Source organism: Vibrio sp. 10N.286.48.C11 (genome assembly GCF_041469805.1).
GTDB classification, from domain to species: domain Bacteria; phylum Pseudomonadota; class Gammaproteobacteria; order Enterobacterales; family Vibrionaceae; genus Vibrio; species Vibrio crassostreae_C.
The window spans coordinates 34,934-51,792 of the sequence record NZ_JBFRLK010000019.1 but is presented as its reverse complement, the minus strand read 5'-3'; the positions used below and the strand labels follow the sequence as shown (position 1 = coordinate 51,792).

At 44.7% G+C, this 16,859-nt stretch carries 16 protein-coding genes; 9 read left to right on the top strand and 7 right to left on the bottom strand.

What is annotated here, in order from left to right:
- Positions 1-63: 63 nt before the first annotated feature.
- Both AB4209_RS06605 and clcA read right to left on the bottom strand, forming a co-directional pair.
- Complete coding sequence (locus AB4209_RS06605; protein WP_104216296.1) at positions 64-1,044, bottom strand: TDT family transporter; 981 nt, start codon at positions 1,042-1,044, stop codon at positions 64-66.
- 206 nt (positions 1,045-1,250) lie between these two features.
- Entirely contained in the window at positions 1,251-2,657 is a 1,407-nt protein-coding gene (gene clcA / locus AB4209_RS06600; protein WP_372055235.1) for a H(+)/Cl(-) exchange transporter ClcA, read from the bottom strand.
- Between the two features lie 551 nt (positions 2,658-3,208).
- Here clcA and AB4209_RS06595 point away from each other — a divergent pair.
- From AB4209_RS06595 to AB4209_RS06585, 3 genes are all read left to right on the top strand, one after another.
- Positions 3,209-4,192, top strand: coding sequence for a GTP-binding protein (locus AB4209_RS06595; protein WP_017069160.1), 984 nt, complete (start codon positions 3,209-3,211; stop codon positions 4,190-4,192).
- Positions 4,193-4,374: 182 nt separating this feature from the next.
- Positions 4,375-5,661 (top strand): DEAD/DEAH box helicase, encoded by a 1,287-nt coding sequence (locus AB4209_RS06590; RefSeq protein WP_017062632.1) that lies wholly within the window; start codon positions 4,375-4,377, stop codon positions 5,659-5,661.
- A gap of 164 nt (positions 5,662-5,825) precedes the next feature.
- Positions 5,826-6,446, top strand: a complete 621-nt coding sequence (locus tag AB4209_RS06585) for a LysE family translocator (protein ID WP_017062631.1) — start codon at positions 5,826-5,828, stop codon at positions 6,444-6,446.
- A 254-nt stretch (positions 6,447-6,700) separates the two neighbouring features.
- Here AB4209_RS06585 and AB4209_RS06580 read toward each other — a convergent pair whose 3' ends face one another.
- Positions 6,701-8,728 carry a PhoX family phosphatase gene (locus tag AB4209_RS06580; RefSeq protein ID WP_372055233.1) on the bottom strand — a complete coding sequence of 676 codons (2,028 nt, stop codon included), beginning with the start codon at positions 8,726-8,728 and terminating at the stop codon, positions 6,701-6,703.
- A 254-nt stretch (positions 8,729-8,982) separates the two neighbouring features.
- Here AB4209_RS06580 and AB4209_RS06575 point away from each other — a divergent pair, with 254 nt between their 5' ends.
- The 5 genes from AB4209_RS06575 (at position 8,983) to AB4209_RS06555 (ending at position 13,370) form a co-directional block, all read left to right on the top strand.
- Positions 8,983-9,324 (top strand): YggL family protein, encoded by a 342-nt coding sequence (locus AB4209_RS06575; RefSeq protein ID WP_057623238.1) that lies wholly within the window; start codon positions 8,983-8,985, stop codon positions 9,322-9,324.
- Positions 9,325-9,743: 419 nt separating this feature from the next.
- Entirely contained in the window at positions 9,744-10,427 is a 684-nt protein-coding gene (locus AB4209_RS06570; RefSeq protein ID WP_372055231.1) for a spondin domain-containing protein, read from the top strand.
- Positions 10,428-10,436: 9 nt separating this feature from the next.
- Positions 10,437-11,117, top strand: a complete 681-nt coding sequence (locus AB4209_RS06565) for a spondin domain-containing protein (protein ID WP_017072230.1) — start codon at positions 10,437-10,439, stop codon at positions 11,115-11,117.
- 81 nt (positions 11,118-11,198) lie between these two features.
- Positions 11,199-11,930: a response regulator transcription factor gene (locus tag AB4209_RS06560; RefSeq protein ID WP_372055229.1), complete on the top strand. Its 732-nt coding sequence runs from the start codon at positions 11,199-11,201 to the stop codon at positions 11,928-11,930.
- A gap of 66 nt (positions 11,931-11,996) precedes the next feature.
- Entirely contained in the window at positions 11,997-13,370 is a 1,374-nt protein-coding gene (locus AB4209_RS06555; protein ID WP_372055227.1) for a sensor histidine kinase, read from the top strand.
- A gap of 48 nt (positions 13,371-13,418) precedes the next feature.
- On the opposite strand, the gene AB4209_RS06550 is transcribed toward AB4209_RS06555, so the two are convergent.
- Together AB4209_RS06550 and AB4209_RS06545 are read right to left on the bottom strand one after the other, a co-directional pair.
- Positions 13,419-13,883, bottom strand: coding sequence for an exoribonuclease R (locus AB4209_RS06550; protein WP_102394556.1), 465 nt, complete (start codon positions 13,881-13,883; stop codon positions 13,419-13,421).
- 158 nt (positions 13,884-14,041) lie between these two features.
- Positions 14,042-14,971 carry a DMT family transporter gene (locus AB4209_RS06545; RefSeq protein ID WP_017064490.1) on the bottom strand — a complete coding sequence of 310 codons (930 nt, stop codon included), beginning with the start codon at positions 14,969-14,971 and terminating at the stop codon, positions 14,042-14,044.
- 149 nt (positions 14,972-15,120) lie between these two features.
- Here AB4209_RS06545 and AB4209_RS06540 point away from each other — a divergent pair, with 149 nt between their 5' ends.
- Entirely contained in the window at positions 15,121-15,579 is a 459-nt protein-coding gene (locus tag AB4209_RS06540) for an Lrp/AsnC family transcriptional regulator (protein ID WP_017062622.1), read from the top strand.
- 169 nt (positions 15,580-15,748) lie between these two features.
- Here AB4209_RS06540 and AB4209_RS06535 read toward each other — a convergent pair whose 3' ends face one another.
- Positions 15,749-15,991 (bottom strand): hypothetical protein, encoded by a 243-nt coding sequence (locus tag AB4209_RS06535; protein ID WP_017062621.1) that lies wholly within the window; start codon positions 15,989-15,991, stop codon positions 15,749-15,751.
- A 269-nt stretch (positions 15,992-16,260) separates the two neighbouring features.
- Positions 16,261-16,836, bottom strand: a complete 576-nt coding sequence (locus AB4209_RS06530) for a hypothetical protein (protein ID WP_372055225.1) — start codon at positions 16,834-16,836, stop codon at positions 16,261-16,263.
- Positions 16,837-16,859 lie beyond the last annotated feature (23 nt).

Here is a 16,859-nt window from a genome sequence, read left to right as displayed (position 1 = left end):
TTTGTCTGACATCATCGACTACTGCAGAACACGATGGTTCAGCTAAGATCTTTTCGCTTCTATCTAAGAACGTTTCATCTTCTTGGACATGTAGTCGGAATCGAAAAACTCAGGCCAGTACATTTTTACGTAACCACCGGCAACCCAAATCACTAGAATGGTGGCGATGGTTAGCTCAAAGAAACCAAACTTGTGTAGCCAATACCATTGTGGGTATTCCGCGCCGAAAAATGTAGTTAGACGATGCATGGCAATAGCGCTGATCACAGATGGGAAGGTGACGGCAGCAATCGAAGGTTGGAACTTCAAACGCATCAGGCGGATGTAACACAAGTAAATCAACAAAGTCATGGTGATGGCAATGCCCGCCAATGCACCTGTTAGAATCGGGTCTGGGTTGTCGAAGTTAACCAAGTAAGCGGCTAAAGATAAGTTAACCGGAGCTGCCATGATAGCGAGTGTTGGTCTTGCTCGGCGAGGAAGATTGCCTTCGAACACCAAGCGGTACAACACCACTGGCAACATAAGGAAATAGATACCGATACAAGTGACCGCAAGTGTTTCTGAAAATACGGTGTGCCCGAACTGTGTGCCAGCTAAGGAACTGCTGATCAAACCGACCGGATACAGAAACCAACTCGGTACAATGTTCGACATTTTGAAGTTGATGATCTGAAAACTAAAGAACAACACCATCATGGTAAAGTGCAGCAATAGCGCGCAGAACCAAACTGGGTAGGCGATAGCTGGCGATATCTCGGCTAAATAGTCGCACAGAATCAGTAAAGCCATGCTCATTGGTGCCATCAAGCTTCCACTTAACGGGTGGCGAATGTCATTAAGGAAGGTATTAAAGCTCGTTAAATAGCGCAGTAAAACAGGCAGCAATAATAGCGCGCCGAATGCAGCGAGGTAGGGACGAATTATCTCACCAATGCCCGGGATATATAACGCCCAAGCTTGTCCTAACCCAATAACGCCAAGTGCTAAAGACGCCTGAGATGGCGGCACATTTTTTACTTGGGTTAATCTTCTCCAGTTCAACGACTTGCTCCGACTTAGTTAATTACAGAATATTGGACTATTTGCCTTAGTTAGAGTGTGTAGGTCTTCCATCAATAGATTTTGAGGGCACTCAACTAATTTTGAGTGGATGATACCAAGTTTAACGTTTGCTTTTTTGATTTTGATACGGAATCGGGAGATTAAGCACGTTGAATGTGTGCTTTTGTTTCATGAGTCATTTGTAATTAACGTACTTCCTCTTGTTGAGGGAGATCTTGTTGTCTTAGTTTTTCGTTTTTCAGCGTACGGTTAAGCAGTTGACTGTAAATTGGCTGCCCACCTAACATTTGAGCAATGATTACCGCACCTAAGCAGGTGATGATCAACGGCAGGATCAGGTAGTAGTTATTGGTCATTTCAATAACTAACAGAATACCGGTGATAGGCGCTCGCACGGTGGCGGCAAATAAGGCTCCCATGCCAGCAATTGCAAACATACCCGGTTCAATATTCAGTTCAGGAAAGAATGCCGCCGCGATAAGCCCAAACGCGTAACCAAAGAGCGTTCCTAGAGCAAGCATTGGTGCAAAGATACCACCCGGTGCACCAGAGCCGAAACAAAGTAGCGTGGTGAGCACGCGCCCTAAGAAGATTAACAGCAGCACGTTTGCGCTGTAGTTGCCATTAGTGATGTTCGGGATGATACCAATACCACCGCCAGTCAACTCCGGTATATAGAGCAGCAATAAGCCAAAGCAACCGCCCAGCAGGGAACCTGTCATTAAGTAGCGTTTACGGTCATTCTTGTGTATTGCCACAAATAGGTCTTGCGAAAGTGTAATCAACTTATTGAAAATCACACCAAACATGCCGAACAACACGCCTAACAACAAGAATAACCACAGAGCATCCAGTTCAGGCGGTTGGTATTGAGGCATTGTGATAACGGCAGACTGCCCGTTGATTGATCGAAAAACGATGTTGGCTGAAACCGCGGAGATGATGACGGCTTTAATTGATATGAGTGAATAGCGAAACTGTGGTCTCATCTCCTCGACTACAAACATGATGCCAGCCAGTGGTGCGTTGAATGCGGCGGCTAAACCACCTGCGGCACCCGAAGCTAATAGTGAGTGGCGAGTGTCGTCATCTTTGACTCGAAAGATATCGGTGACCATGCGACCAATGCTGCCGCCCATTTGAACGGTTGGTCCTTCTCGACCTAAAACCATACCAGAGCCTAATGCGCCCATACCGCCAAAAAATTTTACTGGCAATACTCTCCACCATCGAACAGGGCGCATACCGTCCATCGCACCTTCAATTTCGGGGATGCCTGAGCCTGCAGCCTCTGGAGCAAAGCGGTGAACGAGGAAGTAACCAATAAAGGCAAATGCAGCACTAGTAAGGAAAGCGGCTAGCCAAAGGGGTAAATAGCTACCGATTTCATCTTTAAGCCAATCGGTACGAGTTTCTGTGATGAAATGAACCGCGACTTCGAAATAGGTCCCCACTACGCCAGCAAGTACACCGACAATACAAGAAAGAAAGAGAACTGAAGCTGGGGTCTTATCTCTTGAGAGAAATTGATTAATAGCATCCCTTGGCATTTTTGCTAATAAGGACTGCTTAATTTTCTCTCTTCTGGTCATAGAAATAAGTTTCCTGAATGAGTTAAGGCGGGGTTGCATTAAATTATACGCTTCCTCCGCATATCCTATAGCAACAAAGATGAAAAGTTGAATTTCATTTATGGAATGTGCGTGTTACATAAATGGAATCTATGGTCAATAGTGGAATCACCGTCACAATTTTGATCGATTCTCTGGCGGCGGCTTGAATATCCCCAAAAATGAACCATAGTTAAATCGTAAAGCAACATAACGAACCGCAAGGAGAAGTGAGGTTTTACACACAATTTGGATGGATTCAGAAACAAAGTTTTAGTTCCTCGTTAAATGTTCAGGTCGATATTTAAGGCTTCCTGATTCGCGAACTCACGATTGAGTAACGAGGGTGAGGCGTACTGAGTAAGTACGCCTTTAGTTCGTCTGGAGCATCCCATTTCCACATTCTGCCTCTACTGTTTATCTCTTCTGATTATTTTCGCGCCAACCTCTATTAACGAATCTCAGTGTAAACAATCGATTGGGGTCAACTTTTTGGTGATTGAGTATATACTCCCTTAAAAAGGAGAACTGATATGACTAAAAAAGTTCCTACGAACATCATTACGGGTTTCTTGGGTGTTGGTAAAACGACAGCCATCTTGAACCTGCTAAAAAATAAACCTGAGAATGAAAACTGGGCTGTTCTGGTTAATGAGTTCGGGGAAATCGGTATTGACGGTGCATTAATGACAGATCAAGGCGCTTTGATTAAAGAAGTGCCGGGTGGATGCATGTGCTGTACTGCGGGCGTGCCTATGTCAGTGGGTATTAATGCCTTACTTCGCCAAAAGCCAGACCGTTTATTGATTGAGCCGACAGGGCTTGGTCACCCTAAACAGGTTATAGCGACACTGACTTCCGATCAGTACACACCATATGTCGATTTAAAAGCGACGCTTGGTTTGGTTGACCCACGAAATCTGTCTAATGAAAAGTACACCTCGAATCAGAATTTTAATGATCAACTAAATAGTGCAGATGTGATTCTTGGTACTAAGGTTGACCTTGTTCATTCTGAAGACATCGATGTGTTCAATGATTGGGTGACGGATCAAACGCCAGCAAAAGTCTTCCATAAGCTAATTCACGATGGTGAAGTGCCATTGGAAGTGTTAGACATTGAAAGAGTATACGGCAGTGCTTCATCTCATATTGAAGCGCATCATCACGATCACGCTGAACAAGAGCCTCAATTCCAACTTCCTCCTGGTGAAGCTTTCATCCGTAAAGAGAATAAAGGACAGGGCTATTTCAGTTGTGGTTGGTTGTTTGGCGCAGAGCATAAGTTCGACTTCGATGCGCTATTCTCTATGTTGTCAGATCTAACGGCCGAGCGTGTAAAAGCTGTCGTGAACACCGACCAAGGTTGCTACGCATTCAATGTGGCGAATCAAGTCGTGTCTGTGAACGAAATTACGCTTGATGGCTTTGAATCTCGACTGGAAGTGATCGACTCGCAGCTCATGCCATGGGGCGATCTCGAGCAGATTCTACTCAAGCTGTGTGGCATCAAATAGCCCTGTTTTTGCTGTTTGAACCAAGGATCTTGGTGTTTACCTCGTTGAAGGCGGGATAAACACCAGATTAAATGAGAAAGTTTGCGTTATATCACGATAAATGTGAGATAAATCACTCTAATTACTTTATAGTGCTCGGCTGAAATAAGAATGTAGGCTGTCTGCTTAAGGAACCCGTAACAATGTCATTTTCCTCTCAAGGTTTTGCTCCTGAATTAGTCAAAGCGTTGACTGAGTGTGGTTATGAAAAACTCACTCCAATTCAACAAAAAGCGATTCCAATGGCTCGTAAAGGCCATGATATTTTTGCTACTGCTCAAACCGGTACGGGTAAAACAGCGGCATTTTCATTGCCTGTTATCCAACACCTTTTGAACAGCGGTAAAAAGGCGTCTAGAGGAACGGCTCGCGGCCTTATTCTTGCTCCAACTCGTGAGCTTGCTGCGCAGATCGCTCAAAACATTAAAGACTACGTTAAATACACAGATCTAAGTGTTTCTGCGGTTTACGGTGGTAACAAGATGTCTTCACAAGTTCGTCAACTAGAACTGGGTGTGGATATTTTGGTTGCAACACCTGGCCGTTTAGAAGAGCACTTAGAAGCGGGTAACGTGTCTATTGCTAACCTAGAATTTCTAGTATTTGATGAAGCTGACCGTATCCTTGATATGGGCTTTATCAATGCCGTTCGTAAGATCATGTTGGATGTAGAAACATCACCGCAAATCATGATGTTCTCTGCAACGACTTCTACTCAGTTAAACCAACTGTCTGTTGATATTCTGCGTAAACCAAAACGTATTAGTGTTGAGCGCGAAAACTCAACGGCTGCTACTGTCGGCCACGTGGTTTACCCAGTGGATCAAGAGCGTAAAACAGAACTGCTTTCTGAGCTGATTGGTCGTAAAAACTGGCGCCAAGTGCTTGTTTTTGTTAACTACAAAGAAACAGCGAACGATGTAGTTAAAGAGCTTAAGCTAGACGGCATTAAAGCAGTACTGTGTCACGGTGATAAAGCGCAAAGTGCTCGTCGTCGTGCTCTAGACGATTTTAAAGAAGGTAAAGCGCGTGTAATGGTAGCAACCGACGTTGCGGCTCGTGGTCTTGATATCGAAGACTTACCACACGTAATTAACTACGACATGCCTTTCCTAGCGGAAGATTACGTTCACCGTATTGGCCGTACAGGTCGTGCAGGTAAGCAAGGTCACGCTGTCTCTTTCGTTAACCGCGAAGAAGAGCTGACTGTCGTTCAAGTTGAAAAACTGATTCAACAGCGCATTCGTCGTGTTGAACAACCGGGTTATGAACCGAAGAAACGTGATGCTTACATCGAGAAGCTGAACACTAAATCGGCTTACAAAAACCGTCAGGGTCGTAAGAACAACGCGAACGAAGAGCCACAAGATCAAGCAAGCGCTGAACGTCGTTTGACTATGATGAAGCGAATTAAAAACCGTCGTAAGTAATTACGGTTGGTGATTGAAAAGAGCCACTGTTATGTGGCTCTTTTTGTTTGTATTGATCGCAATATTGTTTATTGTCATTACTGCTTCGTTTCAACCTCGCTTCATTTCAAGCCCGATCAAGAAACAAGAACTAATAAATAAAAACAAGTCGATAAGGTAATAATATGGATAGCGCACTACTTTGGGCTTTTATTCCCACGTTTTTCTTCGTGTCAATCACGCCCGGTATGTGTATGACTTTGGCGTTGACACTTGGAATGAGTGTTGGATACAAGCGTACATTATGGATGATGATCGGTGAACTGGCTGGTGTCGCTGTGGTTTCTATTGCCGCGGTATTGGGTATCGCTTCGATCATGTTGAATTACCCATGGCTATTTACGGGCTTTAAATTTGTTGGTGCGGGTTACCTGTTTTATTTAGGCGTTCAGATGTGGCGTTCGAGAGGCAAACTGGCGATCAGTACTGACAACCAAACAACAAAAGTCAGCAATGATTGGGACTTGGTGGTTCAAGGTTTTGTCACTGCAATTGCGAACCCAAAAGGCTGGGCGTTTATGATTTCTTTGCTGCCTCCTTTTATTAACAGCAATAAAGACTTAGCACCGCAGTTACTCATTCTCGTGTCGATCATTCTGGTTTCTGAGTTTGTTTGCATGACTTTATACGCGACCGGCGGTAAGAGCTTAAAACATATGCTCGGCAAGGCGGATAACGTTAAGTTGATGAACCGTATTGCTGGTACGTTGATGATGGGTGTTGGTGTGTGGCTGTTCGTGAGTTAATTCTGAAAAGCGATAACGGTTAGAGATCTCCGACTCAGTCGTCCCTCCTTCTCGAGGATGACTAGAGCTTGGTATGACGAGCTCTTTGGATGATGATAAGTTTTTAAGGCTTGGTTCCTTACTTAAACCGAAGAATGCATAGAATATAAAAAGAGCAATAGGGCATTTGGCCTTATCGCTCTTTTTGATTTTACTGAGCTAGCGAACAGAAACTAGATAACAGAAATGTTTCTGCTCTTAGCTAGATTTGCGTATTAAACCGCGATTTCACCGCCGTCTTCACGACGAATCACAACCGTAGATGCTCTTGGACGAACATTGCCTTGAGTTTGTGCTGTTGCATCTTCAGACGATGGCCAGTTTGCAGGGTGTTGAATGTTCACAAACAGTGATTTGAAATCTGGGCTGATGGTAAAGCCAGTCACTTCACAACCGTTTGGACCCACAAAGAAACGCTTTAGCTGCGCTTGATTGTTTGCATCAATTACCGCGCTGTTGCCTTGGTCATCCGTTAATTGAGATGGAACCACTGCCAGCATTTGGTCATTGGTGTAGCCAGTGACTTCGTCTGCGCCATTATCTGTCTGAATCCATAAAATACCACGAGCATCAAACGCTAAGCCGTCAGGACTCGCGAACTGGTTCATGTCTGTTAGACCAGAGCGGTTAATAGACTTGTCTTCCACTGCTGGTGAACCAAATACGAAGATATCCCAATCGAACTCGCCTGCCGTTTTGCCTTCATCCCAACGGATAACATGACCGAACTTGTTGTCTACGCGAGGGTTCGCAGAGTTCGCTTCTTTACGCTTGTTGTTATTAGTCAGCGTTAGGTAAGCCGTACCCGTCATTGGGTCAACAGAGCACCATTCAGGGCGATCCATTGGCGTTGCACCAACAAGGTCGGCAGCGCCCGCTGTATTGATGATAAGCGCTGCTTGAGAGTCAAATGAATCACCTAGCTTGCCGCCGTTTGTAGTCTTGCTGCCCAACGTTAGTGGTAGCCACGTACCTGAACCGTCATCGTTGAACTTAGCCACATACAGCGTGCCTTTATCCATGTACTTGTCACCCGCACTTAGGCGATTACTCGGTTCTGCGTCACGCGGGTCCCATTTCTCTTCAGAAACAAATTTGTATAGGTATTCAAAGCGAGAATCGTGACCAGAGTAGAATACGATTGGCTCGCCTTCGGTCAACTTACCAAACGTACAGCCTTCGTGACGGAAACAACCCAGTGCAGAACGTTTCTTAGCGCGAGAGTTTGCTGTGTATGGGTCGATTTCAACAATGTAGCCGTGACCGTGTGCTTCGTTACGGTAATCGTCCATTGCTGACTCACCTGTTGGTGTTACGTCAAAGCGAGCAAATTCGTCTAGGCGTTCTTGTTTGTCACCAGAAAGTGTGTCCCAACCGTAACGTGTTTTGTCGGTAGCGATACCAATACGTTCTTGCGCTGGTGTTGTCTCGCCTTTGTTAACGAAATAACCCGGCCAGTTTTCTTCACACGTTAGGTAAGTGCCCCATGGTGTGTAGCCATTACCACAGTTGTTCAACGTGCCACGAGCTTGGCTGCCGTCTTGTGAGAACTTGGTTTTGGTAAATTCACTGTGTGCAACAGGACCAGACAGATCCATTACGGTCGCGCCTGTGTAGCGGCGGTTCAGAGGATCGTTATCGACCATCACCCATTGGTTGCCTTCAAGTTTTACACGAACCACACTCACGCCGTGTGCGTTGATCTCTTTACGTACTTCATCAAGGCTAGGGCGGTTGCCTTCATCGTATGTAGGACCATTAGCGTGCAGTGCTTTTTGGTCGATGTATTCGTGATTAATCACCAACAAACCGTCGTTGCTGTTGCCATTAAGCGGGAAGAAGTGCATGCCGTCGTGGTGCATGCCCAGTGAGTTTGCTTGATCTTGTGCGTTGTTGGTTCCATCTTTTAACCAAGCATTGCCTTGCTTGTTAAGTGGAGTACCCCAAGGAACCAATACTTGTGCTGTATAGCCTTTTGGCACAACGACACTGTCTGTCAGTGAGCCTTTAACCGATTCGAATGCAAGTGTAGCAGTGCTTTTTTGCGGTGCGCTAGATGATGCTGTCGCCGCGTGCGCTGTGCTGTGGCCTGCTAAACCAAAAGCACCAAACGCCGTCATTGCACTGATGCCTAAACCGCCTTTGAGAACATTTCTTCTTGAAAGGTTCGCATCTAAAACTTCTTCGAAGGGTTTGTTTTTGCTCTTATTAAAACGAGTGCTATCAAATGTTTCCTTGCTCATCTTTACTGCTTCCTATTGGCTGATTTTATTATTCGTTATTCATGACTTACCCACCTACTAACTAATTGGTTAATAAGTTGGGTCAATGTGTGACTAATCGTGAAGCAGTTAAGTGACAGATTTTTATAGATTTGATTAAGGTTTTGTTTCTGTAGCACGATTTTTGCCATTAACACCCTTGTGTAATACAAAACTCTTGGGGATTGATGTGGAACTGTGTATAAATGCTTTATCAAACGAAAAGAGAGGCAGTTATGAAATTAGATAAAATCGAAAACAAAAATCGTCGCCTACGCAAAAAGCTATACCTAGGTGAATTCGCGATTCTGGGTTTTGAAGTAAGCTGCAAGACATCGATTACTGATTTTGATCAATACGATGTGTTCATTGATGAGTTCATCGATTTCATCGACAGCATCGGTCTATGCTTTGGTGGCGGTGGCCTAGAGCTGTTTGAAGGTTTCTTATGTTCTATCGAGCGTTACCGATCAGTAACTGAAGCAGAACAACTGCAAGTTGCACAATGGCTTGAAGCGCGTGCTGAAGTAACGAAAGTTGAAGTAAGCGAGCTTATTGACGCAAACTACGCGTTCTAAATTGATGTTGTACTGTTAGCTTTTCTTAGAGGCCTATACGGCTTTTAGAACGAGCAACAATACACAAAAACAGAGGCCGAATCGGTATATCGATTCGGCCTTTTTGCGTTTTCATCCTTTGTTATTCTTATTTTAATGTTTCCCTTTTGCTTTGCTTTGCTTTGCTTTGCTTTGCTTTGCTTTGCTTTGCGAGGCGACTAATTTCACTTAAATATCAGCGCTCTATGGGTACTTATCTGGGCTGTAATAAGTTTGGATAAACTTGTGAGACTTTTATGAGAATTCAATGAAGTTGCTGATAGATTTGATCGCCATTCTTAGAGTCAACAACACCGCAGTTCGTGGCTGACTAGATAACACGTATTTAGATGTTATCCATTTGTCGGTCTCGAAAGGACTCAATAAAGGATGGAATCAAAATGAATAAACGTACTCAAATCAGCTTAGTGATTGGTTCAGCGATGTTCGCTCTTGGGGCTGTTCAAGCTCAGGCAGCCCAGCTTGAGGTGACAGTGACTAATGCGACTAAAGGAATCTACTTTACGCCAATCTTGGCAGCGGCTCATGATTCAAGCTTGTTCATGTTTAGAACAGGGGAGGCAGCTTCTGCTGAGTTGGAATCCATGGCGGAAGGTGGTGACATCTCGGGCTTATCTGGTGTCATCGCCAATGCAGGTGGTGTCGTCGTTGAAAACCCTGCGAGCGGTATTCTTGACCCAGGTGTCGCGACCACATTCGATATTGATACGGGTGATCTGGCTTACTTGTCACTCGGCGCGATGTTATTGCCAACCAACGATGGCTTTGTTGGATTAGACAGCTGGAAGATCCCAACTCAAGCAGGTACCTATAAAGCCATACTGAATGGCTACGATGCCGGTACTGAAGCCAATGATGAGTTGGCTAGTAGTATGCCAAATCCTCCCTTTATTACCTTTGGTGCTGGTGGTACCGGTGTAGAGACTGCCGTGTCTAACGCTAAGGTTCATATTCATCCGGGCAACATTGGTGATAGTGATGCTGCAGGCGGTATTAGTGACCTCGATAGCAGCAGCCATCGCTGGTTAAACCCTGTTGCAACTATCACCATTGTTGTGAAGTAAGGGGGATGTATGAAAGCTAGAATTCTATTTATCGCTGCATCAGTAGCTGTGTTAGCGGGTTGTCCGGACGATGACGACGATTACTATCGCTATGATGTGAGTGTTACTAACCTCACCCCCAATCAACCAATGTCACCACTCGCGGTGTTGACTCACAATACGAATTTTGATCTGTTTGAAGTTGGGCAAAGTGCCTCTGTCGATCTGGAATACTTGGCGGAAGGGGGTAGTAATGCACAATTGCTTGCGCTCAGTGACAGTGACGCCAATGTTTATCAAGGCATCTCAGGCAATGGACTGATTCTTTCAGGTGAGCAAGACACGGTGTCGATTCGTGTCGACCCAAATCAAGAAGGGTATATCTCAGTTGCTTCCATGTTGGTGAACACCAATGATGCGTTTGTCGGCGAATCCGGATTATCGCTCAAGTCATTAGCGGTGGGTGATACCTTTACCATGAACATGAATGTTTGGGATTCGGGAACTGAGCTGAACGATGAGCTTGCTGCAACCATTCCGGGACCAGCAGGCGGTGGTGAAGGTTTTAATACCACACGAGACGACACCGATATAGTGAGTTTTCACTCTGGCGTAATCAGCCAAGATGATGGCCTTACGACTTCTACTTTAAGTGCAAATCATCGTTTCCTTAACCCCGGTGCAAGAATCACCATTACTCGAACTCAGTAACAGGTTGAAAGCACGATGAAAGAATTCCTGCTCTGTTCCGGTCAATTGAAAGGTGGGCGGACTCAGAATAGAGCAGGGATCATGAATAGTGCTGCGGTAAATTTGATGGCAAACATATTGTTGGTTGAAGACGATGATGACTTGGCTGAACTGGTGCAGATGCATCTTAAGTTCCTAGGGCATAACGTAATCAGAGCTAATGTGATTGAAAAGGCTCAGGCGCTCTATAAAGAGGGTCATTTCGATTTGATCGTACTGGATCGTGGCTTACCAGACGGTGACGGACTCGATTTCTGTCGAATGTTGCGTCAGCAAGAGGATTGGACGCCAGTACTCATGCTAACCGCAAGAGACGCTGAGTTAGATAAGGTGTCAGGCTTAGAAGCCGGTGTTGATGACTACATAACGAAACCTTTCAGCGTTCTCGAGTTTCAAGCAAGAGTGAGGAACGTGCTTCGCCGTTTAAGCCATGTCGAATCAGCGACTCAAGAGGTTGTGACAGCAGAATCGATTATGAATTTTGGTGTGCTCACTATTCAACCTGAACGCCATCAGGTGTCACTCAATAATCAAGACGTACCGCTGACAGCTACCGAGTTTACCTTACTTCATTTCTTAGCAACCCGCCCGGGGCGTGTGTATAGCAAAGACGAGCTGCTCGATCATGTTTGGAATACTCATCACTCTGGCTATCACCATACCGTGTGTAGCACAGTCAACCGTCTAAGAACCAAGCTTGCGATGCCGAATAGTGATGATGATTTCATTAAAACCGTTTGGGGTGTTGGTTATAAGTTTGAGTCGAAAGCTTAGGCCTATGTGTCGCGTCCGAAGTTTACTAAAAGGCCAGTAAGACCTAAGAGCCATCGAGGAGAGAACATGAGTTTCAAATCGCGTTTAGTGTTGTTCACCAGTTTGTGGTTTCTGCTCGTGAGTGTGGTGATTGCTTACACCTATCATTGGCAAAAAGAGACCATAGAGCAGAGAACTAAACAGAGCTTACACAAAGAGCTCGCGGTTCACATGCGCGATGATAATCCTTTGATGATTGGCACCGACTACAACCCGAAAGCACTCAAATCAATTTTCCACACCTTGATGTTGATAGGGCCAGATTTCGATATCTATTTCCTCGATAGTCAGGGCAAGATTACGACTCATGCTGCGCCAGAAGGCACTGTGTTAGCGAACCAGATAGACTTAGCACCCATTCAACAGTTTTTAAACGACGAGCCTTATCCCATTCTGGGGGAAGATCCGATCAATCCCGGGGCTCGTAAGGTGTTTTCCGTAGCAGCGATTGAAGAGCTAGGTTCGACCGTCGGGTATCTGTACGTTTTGATTGGCAGTAATCGTCACACCGTGATTGCCAATTCGCAGGTCGACACGCCATACATAGCGCTCGCGGGGCTCATGCTGATCTCTATCTTGGGTTTTGCAGTTGGGGCTTATCTATTGGTTAAACGTAGCCTGTTAAACCCAATAGAAGCAGTAACCAACAAGCTGCAACAACAAGCAGAGCAAGATTTTCGATTGGACCCGAACTTCATTCATCAAGTACCAGAATTGGTGCCGATTGCACGCTCGTATCAGTTGATGGCGAAGCACATTCAACAGCAATTTTTGCAACTTGAATATCAGTCGTCACATCGAAGACAAAGCTTATTACAGCTCAGTCATGATTTGAAAACGCCATTGTCGAGTGTATTGGGGTATCTAGAAACGTGGAGGATTCAAAACCCACATTCGGATCCACTCATAGATGTGGCATATCGCAATGGCAACAAGTTATCTGAACAGCTCCATTCGCTGTTAGATAGCGCCAAGAATGATAACCCGGTACCCACATATCAATACGCTTCAATCGATTTCAATGGGCTGATGAGCGAATGCTTAGAAACGATACAAAGCCAATATCGCCATAAAAATGTTGAGTTGAACATTAATATGCCTATTGGAATCAAGGCTGTGGGTGACAGTGATCTGCTTGAGAGGTTGATTTTGAATCTGTTAGATAATGCATTGAGGCATAGCCCAAGTGGCACTGTGGTGTCGTTAGATGTTGGTTTTGAAGCGGATTCCAAACGGGTGAAGGTGGTGATTCATAATGAGGTTGAACTGGAAGCGCCGAATGGTTCTTTGGGAATAGGAACCAAGATCGCGCAGTCGATACTGATGTTGCATCACAGTGTGCTAGAAACAACAAAGGCAGAGAACTCCTTTCAGCAAAGCTTTTATTTGCCTTCGGTATAGCTCTGTCTGCCTTCGTTTAGCTCGATGTATACTTACGTAGAACTAACGTTAAGCGTCTTTACTGTCTTCGTTGCTTTCGTTCACTTTCGCGTAGAAGTGAAGTAGCTCAGTTAATTCTTTAACCCAGCCAAACGCATCTTTAGGTGCGTTCTTTAAGATCTTTTCTACTTTCTCACAGTGTACTTCGATTGCGATTGCTTCTTCAAGGTTGAAAGAAATTGAGTAGAAGTGCCAAAGCAGTAGGCGAGTCATTCGCTCGATGTTCTGTTGCGAGTTATCCGACTCTGAGAAGGCTAGGTTTACTTCACCAAGCGCGATAGCTGTCATTCGAAGCATTGCGTCAAATTTCGCTGATTGCATGCGTTCTTCGCTGGTGACTTCTTCTTGCTCGAACGTAAACAATTCCGTCATTGCATCTTCAGGTACAAGGCGATGAATCATTCTTAAACTAAATTCTTCTAGTTCATGGCGAGGCATGGTGATTAAGCAATTTAAGGTGTAGTCGCGTTGCATGGTGTTCTCTTGGATCTGCAAAAAGGTCGGACAGTTTAATGGAGAAGCGAGTTTAGAAAAAGCAGATTTTAGATAAGCCTGCGTTGGCAGGCTTATCTGTGTACTACAAGCCCTAAAATCGATGCTTAGGGGAACTGTATTTAGGTTTGAACGCAGTATCAGGCTTTGCTATGGCTTGGCGGTTGGTACTGCATCGACTGGTCGTTTCTCATGAATATGTTGCTCGCGACCAAACTGCCGATGCAAATAGAGCCAAGGGCGAGCCAAGTCATCGCATCAGGAATCTCGTTGAATAGTGGGATCGCCAACAAGGTCGCCACTGCGGGTGTTGCACTGCCAAAAGCGGCAGAGCGTTCAGCCCCTAAGGTATTAACCGCATAAAGGTAAGTGAACGCAGCGATTAAACCCGCCCCAACGCCTTGCACTGTTGAATGAACGGCAAGCTCCGTGAAGGGCCAATTAGCGATTGGTGTGTCCATTAGGTGGCTTGGGAGGGTTCCAGTCAGAATTAGGACGAGTAAAAGCAAAGTAGAACAGAGAGAAATAAAACCGGCACTGACTAACGCATTAAGATTAGCGACACGGGCTGAGATGGTGAACATCGCCCACATTAAGCTTCCGCATAAAAACAATAAATGACCTTTGGTGTATTCAAAGTTGAAGCTGCTTAAGCTACTTCCTAAAAACAACAGTATACCGAGTAAAACCAAACCTAAACCAACAACACGGTGTCGGCTGAGTGGTTGCTTAAAAAAGAGTACCGCAATTCCTGTGACGAACAGAGGGAGCGTGCCCGGAACAAGAGCACTGCCATGTGAGACCGGAACAAACTGCATGGCCGTTCCCGCAACAAGCAGATAAGGCAATCCGCTACCGACAAACATACCCGTTAGATACCGTTTAGGGACGACGGCAATCGCGCTGCGTGCTTTCCACATCAAAGGCAATAACACCAAAGCCGGTATGAGAAATCTTGTGAGGGCGATATCTGCAGGTGTTAAATCTGAATTTGCGCCGCCTTTAAGAGACAGGAAAAAGCTCGCCCAAATGAGTAGGGTGACAGTAATAGATAAGTAGCCAAGATTCATAATATTGAAGGAGAGTGGGTGATGACTCATTATGGAACAGTTGTTGTGCCACAGGTTGGCAAGTTTTGGCCTAACTTGAACTATCGTTGATGATTTCTGCTAACATTCACCAAAAAATTAACGGATTTAACTAATGTTTGGTATTTGCTATGGATAGAATTGATAGGCACCTTCTCGAACTGCTACAAAAAGATGGCAGGTTAACCACGGCTGAACTTGCTGATGAAGTGGGTTTATCACCTTCGCCTTGTGCAAGACGAGTCAAAAGGCTAGAAGAAAAGGGCATTATTGACGGTTATCGTGTGAGCTTGTCACGAGAACAAGTCGGCATCGCAATGAGTGTGTTTGTTGAGGTGAGCCTAAACAACCACCAAGAAGTGTCGATAGATAAGTTTGAAGCGGCCGTTGTAGAGATGGAAGAGGTGATCAGTTGCCACGTTGTATCTGGGGCTTATGACTATTTGCTAGAAGTGGTTAGCCCGAACTTGATGGCCTATGAAGCATTTACAAGAAAACTTCAAAGGCTCTCTAACGTCAAAGATATTCATACCCACCTTGCGATAAGACAAGTAAAAGGCAATGCACCACTGCCAATTTATACCGATTAAGCCAAACTCTGAGCAGTAACACGGTGGTAGAATGAGCTGAAAACGAAATGGTTTGACCTTGAAGTAGAAGCTTGGTCAATATTAAAACTAATTGATAAATTGTCAGACTTCAGGCAATAAAAAACGGAGCACCTCGTGAAAGGTACTCCGTATATGATAGGTGCAAAACTTAGTGATACTTAAAGTTAGAGATTGAACAATCCCCAGTTTGTGCATTAATTCTGAATGAAAAAGCATGTGAATGATAATCCACGCCGTCATTCCAAATTGTCTCTCCAAATATCTTACATAGCTCTAGCTCACTTACTGAACCGAACTCTTCCATGTGTTTAGCTACAGATAAAAGTTTACCTCTTATCTCTGCAGTCCATTCCGTGTTACTCAAGCAGTTGAAAGCCATAGTCTTTTGCATATTACCTAGCCAAAATGTTTCTTGTTATTAAGTTATATGAAGATTCATGATAACAATTTTCTGGCGTTTGTAAATCTATTTTGTGATGAATATCTCACATACTCGCTTGCATTGGTCGAAAATTGAACTTCATTGTTGATAGATAGCACATTACTTTTACAACCTATTGATAAAGCTTTGATTAACGAGTTCTTAGAATATTATGAATGGGATTAAGCATATTTATCGGAAAAGTCCAGTCGAACGAGTGAGAGAGTCTAATGGTGATTTCAGTTTGATGCATCGTTTACTGGTTGGTTTATGTGGCGCGCTTCATCAATCATCGTCGCTTCTCTGCGGTATTTTGAAGACAGCTGACGGAATTTTTCACTGAGTGTATGGAGATCTCGGGAGAGTGATTGTGAGCTTTGTACGTGCACCTTTGCGCTTTCTGCCTGGCGCGGGAGTTTTGCTTTGGTGCAGTGTTTGGCGACGGCTTGCCATGAATACACTAGAGAGTCAGCGCCTTCAAGTTCACTAGACACAACATACGCCTGTTGCAACAAAACCTCAGAGACGTCATACGCGGTATTCATATGACTATTGAGCTGCACATTAAACCTTTCTTCGTACTTTGCCCAAAGCTCAATGATCTGCTTTTCATTAAAGTGTTTAGATAACAATGTCTGTGACTCATAGGTTGAAAGAACTTGGTTGAACTCTTTGGTGTACTGATTATAGCGACCTTCAAAAGAGAGCTGACGATCCAACAGTGTATGCCAGTTTTCACGGTCACAATGATTCGCTAGAGCGACATTGGCACTAAAAGTTGCGCTTACAATGATAACTTTCCCCCAAAAACTCATGACTTTCCTCTACTTACCGTGCG

Coding starts and splice junctions, on each gene's coding strand:
- clcA (WP_372055235.1), bottom strand. CDS start 2,657: ATGACCAGAAGAGAGAAAATTAAGCAGTCCTTATTAGCAAAAATGCCA.
- AB4209_RS06595 (WP_017069160.1), top strand. CDS start 3,209: ATGACTAAAAAAGTTCCTACGAACATCATTACGGGTTTCTTGGGTGTT.
- AB4209_RS06590 (WP_017062632.1), top strand. CDS start 4,375: ATGTCATTTTCCTCTCAAGGTTTTGCTCCTGAATTAGTCAAAGCGTTG.
- AB4209_RS06585 (WP_017062631.1), top strand. CDS start 5,826: ATGGATAGCGCACTACTTTGGGCTTTTATTCCCACGTTTTTCTTCGTG.
- AB4209_RS06580 (WP_372055233.1), bottom strand. CDS start 8,728: ATGAGCAAGGAAACATTTGATAGCACTCGTTTTAATAAGAGCAAAAAC.
- AB4209_RS06575 (WP_057623238.1), top strand. CDS start 8,983: ATGAAATTAGATAAAATCGAAAACAAAAATCGTCGCCTACGCAAAAAG.
- AB4209_RS06570 (WP_372055231.1), top strand. CDS start 9,744: ATGAATAAACGTACTCAAATCAGCTTAGTGATTGGTTCAGCGATGTTC.
- AB4209_RS06565 (WP_017072230.1), top strand. CDS start 10,437: ATGAAAGCTAGAATTCTATTTATCGCTGCATCAGTAGCTGTGTTAGCG.
- AB4209_RS06560 (WP_372055229.1), top strand. CDS start 11,199: ATGAATAGTGCTGCGGTAAATTTGATGGCAAACATATTGTTGGTTGAA.
- AB4209_RS06555 (WP_372055227.1), top strand. CDS start 11,997: ATGAGTTTCAAATCGCGTTTAGTGTTGTTCACCAGTTTGTGGTTTCTG.
- AB4209_RS06550 (WP_102394556.1), bottom strand. CDS start 13,883: ATGCAACGCGACTACACCTTAAATTGCTTAATCACCATGCCTCGCCAT.
- AB4209_RS06545 (WP_017064490.1), bottom strand. CDS start 14,971: ATGAATCTTGGCTACTTATCTATTACTGTCACCCTACTCATTTGGGCG.
- AB4209_RS06540 (WP_017062622.1), top strand. CDS start 15,121: ATGGATAGAATTGATAGGCACCTTCTCGAACTGCTACAAAAAGATGGC.
- AB4209_RS06535 (WP_017062621.1), bottom strand. CDS start 15,991: ATGCAAAAGACTATGGCTTTCAACTGCTTGAGTAACACGGAATGGACT.
- AB4209_RS06530 (WP_372055225.1), bottom strand. CDS start 16,836: ATGAGTTTTTGGGGGAAAGTTATCATTGTAAGCGCAACTTTTAGTGCC.